Genomic DNA, 6465 nt, shown 5'->3' on the forward strand with positions numbered 1-6465 from the left:
CCGGTCGCCGCCGACTGACGCGAGCGGTTGAAATAGCGGGAGCGCTGCGCGATCTTGGCATCATGGCGACGCTCCACCGCTACCGCGTTTTCGAGACCGCGCACGGCTTCGCCGCGATCGCCTGGAGCGGGGATGCGGTGACGGCGTTTCGCCTGCCCGGCGACAAAGCGCGCGATGCCGAATGGTCGCTGCTCCGGCGATTGCCCGATGCGGTGCCCGGCGACCCGCCACCCGCCATCGCGCGCGTGATCGCCGACGCGATCCGCTATTTCGCGGGCGAGAAGGTCGATTTCGACGCGGTGGCGATCGATCTCGGCGAGCAGGAGCCGTTCTTCGCCAAGGTCTATCACCGCGTCCGGGCGATCGGGCGTGGCGAGACGATGACCTATGGCGCGGTGGCGCGCGAGCTCGGCGCCGATCCGGCCGCGGCGCGCGCGGTGGGCCAGGCGATGGCCAGGAACCCGATCCCGCTGATCGTACCCTGCCACCGCGTGCTTGCCGCCGGCAGCAAGGTCCATGGCTTCTCCGCCCCCGGCGGCGCACTCGCCAAGGTGCGGATGCTCGAGATCGAGGGCGTGCTGACCGAACCCCCGCCCGCCGCCCAGACCGCGTTCGATTTCTGACCGGAGAGGCGCGCTGCCGATCAATCCTCCCCCTGGCGGGAGAGGATTGAAATGCGGGCTGCTTCACCAGTGCGAAGCCATATGATCGCCCGGAAGGCATGACTTGCGCTTTGCCGCGCTGCGGCATAGACGCCGCGCCGTGACGGGTTCCCCCGCAAGGGGGGAGCAAAAGGGAAGTCCGGTCGAGATGCCGGCGCTGCCCCCGCAACTGTGACCGGAGAGCGGTCGCCCCAACAGAGCCACTGGCGGAAAGCCGGGAAGGCGGGGCGGACGCGATGACCCGGAAGCCAGGAGACCTGCCCGCCACGGTCGATCCTTCGCGCGGACGGGGTGTGCCGGGCGAACGAGGGACATCCCTCGCGTGAGCGACATGAACCGGGCCGAGGGTCCGGGTGTCGCGTTGAGGCGCCCCGGAGTCCGGCCCCATCGAAGGGGCATGTCCAAATGTTGAAGCTTTCCATCCTGGCATCGTCGGCGCTTGCCGCGATCGTCATCGCCACGCCGTCCTGGGCACAAGACGCGCCGCAATCGTCCGAAGCAAAGGCCGATCCGTCGCAGGACATCGTTTGGGCCGACACCAAGCGTGACGACATCGTCGTCACCGCGACCGGCGTGCCGCAGGCCGTCGAGACGATCGGCCAGGCGATCACCGTGATCGACCGCCAGACGATCGAGCAGCGTCAGACCGTCGCGCTGGCCGACCTGCTCGCCACCACGCCGGGCGTGACGGTGTCGCGCAACGGCGGGCTCGGCGGAGTAACCGCCGTTCGCATTCGCGGCGCCGAGGGCGAACAGACCTTGACCCTGATCGACGGCGTGCGCGTCAACGATCCGACGTCGCCGGGCGGCGCGTTCGATTTCGCCAATTTGCTCACCGGGTCGATCGACCGCGTCGAGGTGCTGCGCGGGGCGAATTCGGTGCCATGGGGCAGCCAGGCGATCGGCGGCGTCGTCAATGTCGTCACGATGCAGCCCGAACAGGGGCTCCAGGCGCGCGCCAATGTCGAATATGGCCGCTACGACAGCTGGTTCGCCAATGGCGGGATTTCGGGATCGAGCGGCATCGTGTCGGGCGCGTTCAACGCCGGCTATCTCAGGACCGACGGATTCTCCGCGGCGGCGGCCGGCAAGGAACCCGACGGCTATCGGCAATATGGCGCGACGGGTCGGCTGGAAGTCGCGCTGGCCAGCAACGTGAAGCTCGATCTGCGGGGCTATTATGCCGACAGCCGCGTCGACATCGATGGGTACCCGGCCCCCCTCTACGTCCTCGGGGACACGCCCCAATATTCGGCGACCAAGGAATTCTACGGCTATGCCGGGTTGAGCGCCGATTTCCTCGGGGGACGGTTCCACAATCGCGTCGCGTTCACCCTGGCCGATATCAACCGCGACAATTTCGCCGCGCCGAACACCTCGCCTTCGTCGCTCTTTCGCGGCCGCAGCCAGCGCTACGAATATCAGGGCGATTTCCGCGTGACCAACGCCGTGCGCCTGGTCGGCGGCGCGGAATATGAGGAAACGCGCTATGCCGACAGCACGCCGTTGCGCGCGACGCGCAACACGACCGGCCTCTATGGCGAGGTGATCGTCACGCCCGTCGACCGGCTCACCGCCACCGGCGGGGTGCGCTATGTCGACGATTCTAAGTTCGGCCACCATTGGGTGTGGGATGCGAATGCGGCGTATACGCTACCGACCAACACCACGTTGCGCGCGAGCTATGCCGAGGGGTTCAAGGCGCCGACGCTCTACCAGCTCAATGCGCCTTTCTACGGCAATTTGGACCTCAAGCCTGAAACTGCCGAGAGCTTTGATGTCGGTATCGAGCAGAAGCTGCTCGGCAACAGCATCGTCGCCAGCTTGACCTGGTTCCATCGCGTCACGACGAGCCAGATCGACTTCCATTCGTGCACGGCGGGCGAGATCGCCGATGCCACGTCGCGTTGTTATCAGCAGCTCTTTGGCGGCTATTATTTCAACATGGACCGCACCCGCGCCCAGGGCGTGGAATTCGCGCTGGACGTGCGGCCGACCGACCGGCTGACGCTCAATGCCAGCTACAGCTTCATCGACGCCAAGGACCGGACACCCGGCGCCGCGACCTTCGACCAGCCGTTGCTGCGTCGCCCCCGTCAGTCGTTCAGCGCCTCGATCGACTGGCGTACGCCAATTGGTCTCAGCGTGGGGGCGACGGTGCAGAATGTCGGCGCCACGACCGATTTCGACAGCTATGGCTCTATCGTGCAGCTGAAGAACTACGCGTTGCTCGGACTGCGCGCCGAGATGCCGATCGGCAAGCGTTTCTCGGTCTATGGCCGCGTCGATAATCTGTTCGACGAACGCTATGAACTCGCCGCCGAATATGGCGTGCCCGGCCGGGCGGTCTATGGCGGCATTCGTCTGAAGTTCGATTGAGGCCTTTGATCGCCTTGGTCGCTCTGGCGCTGGCGGGGTGCGCGAACGCGCAACCCGCCCGTACCGGCGGGATCGTCTCGACCAATCCCTGTTCCGACCAGTTGCTGCTGGCGCTGGCGCCGGATCGTGTTACGGCGATCAGCCATTATTCGCAGGAGCCGGGCTCGACTTCGGTTCCGCTCGATCTCGCGCGCCGCTATCGTGCGACCGCGGGGACGGCGGAGGAAGTCATCGCGCTCAAGCCGGACCTCGTGATCGCATCGAGCTTCACGCCCAAGACCACGCTTGCGGCCTATCGCCGCGCCGGGCTCAAGGTGCTGACGCTCGACTCGCCGACGACGATCGCCGCCAGCCGCGACCAGATCCGCAGTGTCGCCGCGGCAGTCGGAGCGCCGGCGGCGGGCGAGCGGTTGATCGCGCGGATCGATCGTGCGGTGGGCGATGCGGCGCCCCGCGATGGTCGGCGCCCCTCGGCCTTGCTCTACATCTCCGACAATTTCGCCAATGGCGGCCCCAGCCTGCTGACCGAGTTGATCGGGCGCGCCGGGTTGGGCGATGCCAGCAAGGATTTCGGCCTGGCTTTCTCGGGCAACGTACCGATCGAAAGCCTGGTCGCGCATCCGCCGCGCATCCTGCTCGATCCCAATCCCGACGGGCGCACCGCGTCGCTGCGCCGGCGTGTGCTGGGCATGGCGGGCTATCAGGTGATCGAGGAGCGCTTCCCGCGCCAATTGCTCAATTGCGGCGGGCCGACGATCGTGCCGGCGCTGCGCACGCTCGCCGCGATCCGCGCGCGGGCCCTGTCATGATCGTCCTGTCATGAGCCGCCCGCTGCGCCTCGGCTTGCTCGCCTTGCTGACCGCGACCTTGTTCGCGCTGTCGCTGATGGCGGGCAAGCAATGGATCCCGCTCGATGCCTGGTTCGGCCATGATCCGCGCTGGGCGATCATCGCCGAATTGCGCATGCCGCGGGCATTGCTCGGCGCGCTGCTCGGCGCGGCGCTCGGTCTGTCGGGAGCGGTGTTGCAGGGCTATTTGCGCAACCCGCTCGCCGACCCGACGGTGATCGGCGTGTCGTCCTGCGCCGCGCTCGGCGCGGTCGCCTCGATCGTGCTCGGCCTCGGCGCCGGCGGGTTGGGCCAGTTCGGCTGGGCCATGGCCGGGGCGGGGGGCGCGATGGCCTTGCTCGCGATGCTGACCGCGCGGGCGGAGACGCCGGTGGTGTTCGTGCTCGCGGGGACGGTGCTCGCCAGCCTGGCCGGCGCGCTGACCGCGTTCCTGATCTCGATCGCGCCCAATCCCTATGCCATCGCCGAAGCGATCGACTGGCTGATGGGCGCGCTGACCGATCGCGGGCCCGACGACGTGCTGATGGCGGCGCCGTTCATCGCCGCCGGCATGCTGATGATGGCGTTCACCGGGCCGGGGCTCGATGCGCTCGCGCTCGGCGAGGACGCCGCGCGGTCGCTTGGTACCAATCTCGGCCGGCTGCGCTGGCTGGTGGTGATCGGTACCGGGCTGGCGGTCGGCGCCGGCGTCGCGGTCACCGGCGTGGTCGGGTTCGTCGGACTCGTCGTCCCCCATCTGTTGCGGCCGGTGTTCGGGGCCAAGCCGTCGGCGCTGCTGGTGCCGAGCGCGCTGGGCGGCGCGGCGCTGACGCTCGCCGCCGACAGCCTGTGCCGCCTGGCACCGGGCGCGGGCGAAGTGAGGCTGGGCGTCGCCAGGGCGCTGATCGGGGCGCCCTTCTTCCTCGGGTTGCTGTTCCGCGAAGGAGCCAGGCAATGGCGCTGACGCTCGACCGCGTGACGCTCGATCTCGGCAAGCGCCGGGTGCTGGCCAATGCCAGCGCGGCCTTCGCGCCGGGCAGCATCACCGTGATCCTGGGCCCCAATGGTGCCGGCAAGACCAGTCTGTTGCGCGCCGCCGCCGGCCTGATCGCGCCGGTCGCGGGAGAAGTCGCGATCGACGGCCGCGCGATCGCGACGCTGCGCCGCGACGAGCGCGCGCGGATGATCGGCTATCTGCCGCAATCCGCCGAGGTCGCGTGGAACATGCCGGCGCGCGATGTCGTCGCGCTCGGGCGCCTGCCGTTTCGCACCGGCCCGGCCGAGGACTTGGCGGCGGTGCTGGCGGCGATGGCGGCGACCGATACCGAGCAATTCGCCGAGCGTCGTATCGGCGAGCTCTCGGGCGGTGAGCGCGCGCGCGTGTTGCTGGCGCGGGTGCTGGCGGGCGAACCGCGATGGCTGCTCGCCGACGAGCCGCTCGCCAGCCTCGACCCGGCGCATCAGCTCGACCTGCTCGACCGCCTGCGCGGTCAGGCGGCGCGGGGTGTCGGGGTGGTCGTCGTACTCCACGATCTCGCCCAGGCGGCGCGCGTCGCGGATGCCGCCGTGCTGGTCGCCGACGGGCATATCGTCGCCACGGGACCCGCGGCCGAAGTACTCACGCCCGAGCGGCTCGGCGCCTTGTTCGGGGTGCGGCTGGTGACCGTTCCGGGCCATCCGATCTGCATACCTGTCGAGCGGATCGACGGCTGACAGCGGCACGCCCGAGTGCCATAAGCAATTTTATTACAACGACGACTCGGGCTCCTCCCGGCCCGGGAGGAGAGCATATGCGCATCATCGACCATCTCATCGCGGGGCAGCATGAACGCTCGGCCGGCGGTGGCGCCGCCCGTACCAGCGACGTGTTCAATCCCAATACCGGCCAGGTGCAGGCGAAGGTCAATCTCGGCGCGCAGGCCGATCTCGATGCTGCCGTCGCCGCCGCGCAGAAGGCGCAGCCGAGCTGGGCCGCGACCAATCCGCAGCGCCGCGCCCGCGTCATGTTCGCGTTCAAGGCGCTGGTCGAGGCCCATCTCGACGAGCTCGCCGAACTGCTCGCGTCCGAGCACGGCAAGGTGGTCGCCGACGCGCGCGGCGACGTGCAGCGCGGGCTCGACGTGGTCGAGTTCGCCGCCGGCATCCCGCATGCGCTGAAGGGCGAATACACGCCCGGCGCCGGGCCCGGCATCGACGTCTATTCGATGCGTCAGCCGATCGGCATCGGCGCGGGCATCACCCCCTTCAACTTCCCGGCGATGATCCCCCTGTGGATGGGCGCGGTCGCCGTCGCTTGCGGCAATGCCTTCATTCTCAAGCCATCCGAGCGCGATCCCTCGGTGCCGGTGCGCCTCGCTGAGTTGATGGTCGAGGCCGGTCTGCCAGAGGGCATTTTCCAGGTCGTCCATGGCGACAAGGAAATGGTCGACGCGATCCTCGATCACCCGGCGATCGGTGCGGTCAGCTTCGTCGGCTCGTCCGACATCGCCCAGTACGTCTATTCGCGCGGCGTCGCGGCGGGCAAGCGCGTCCAGGCGATGGGCGGGGCCAAGAACCACGGCATCGTCATGCCCGACGCCGATCTCGACCAGGTCGTC

6 protein-coding genes and 1 riboswitch are annotated in these 6465 nt (G+C 68.8%); all 6 genes read left to right on the forward strand.

All coding sequences use genetic code 11. The features are described from left to right. Positions 1-623 (forward strand): methylated-DNA--[protein]-cysteine S-methyltransferase (locus ACTHJR_RS19775; protein ID WP_440525140.1); only part of this gene is annotated, 623 nt, incomplete at its 5' end. A 127-nt stretch (positions 624-750) separates the two neighbouring features. After that, a riboswitch (cobalamin riboswitch) is annotated at positions 751-941 on the forward strand. A 126-nt stretch (positions 942-1067) separates the two neighbouring features. Continuing rightward, entirely contained in the window at positions 1068-3041 is a 1974-nt protein-coding gene (locus ACTHJR_RS19780) for a TonB-dependent receptor plug domain-containing protein (protein ID WP_440525141.1), read from the forward strand. Continuing rightward, entirely contained in the window at positions 3038-3850 is an 813-nt protein-coding gene (locus ACTHJR_RS19785; RefSeq protein WP_440525142.1) for an ABC transporter substrate-binding protein, read from the forward strand. The genes ACTHJR_RS19780 and ACTHJR_RS19785 overlap by 4 nt, the downstream gene beginning before the upstream one ends. Positions 3851-3860: 10 nt before the next feature. Then, entirely contained in the window at positions 3861-4832 is a 972-nt protein-coding gene (locus ACTHJR_RS19790) for a FecCD family ABC transporter permease (protein WP_440525143.1), read from the forward strand. Then, a complete protein-coding gene (locus tag ACTHJR_RS19795) occupies positions 4823-5581 on the forward strand; it encodes an ABC transporter ATP-binding protein (protein ID WP_440525144.1) in 759 nt (252 codons plus the stop codon). The genes ACTHJR_RS19790 and ACTHJR_RS19795 overlap by 10 nt, the downstream gene beginning before the upstream one ends. A gap of 77 nt (positions 5582-5658) precedes the next feature. After that, the coding region (locus ACTHJR_RS19800; RefSeq protein ID WP_440525145.1) for an aldehyde dehydrogenase family protein at positions 5659-6465 on the forward strand (807 nt) is incomplete at its 3' end.

This window comes from Sphingomonas sp. (genome assembly GCF_051962185.1).
Classification (GTDB): Bacteria; Pseudomonadota; Alphaproteobacteria; order Sphingomonadales; family Sphingomonadaceae; genus Sphingomonas.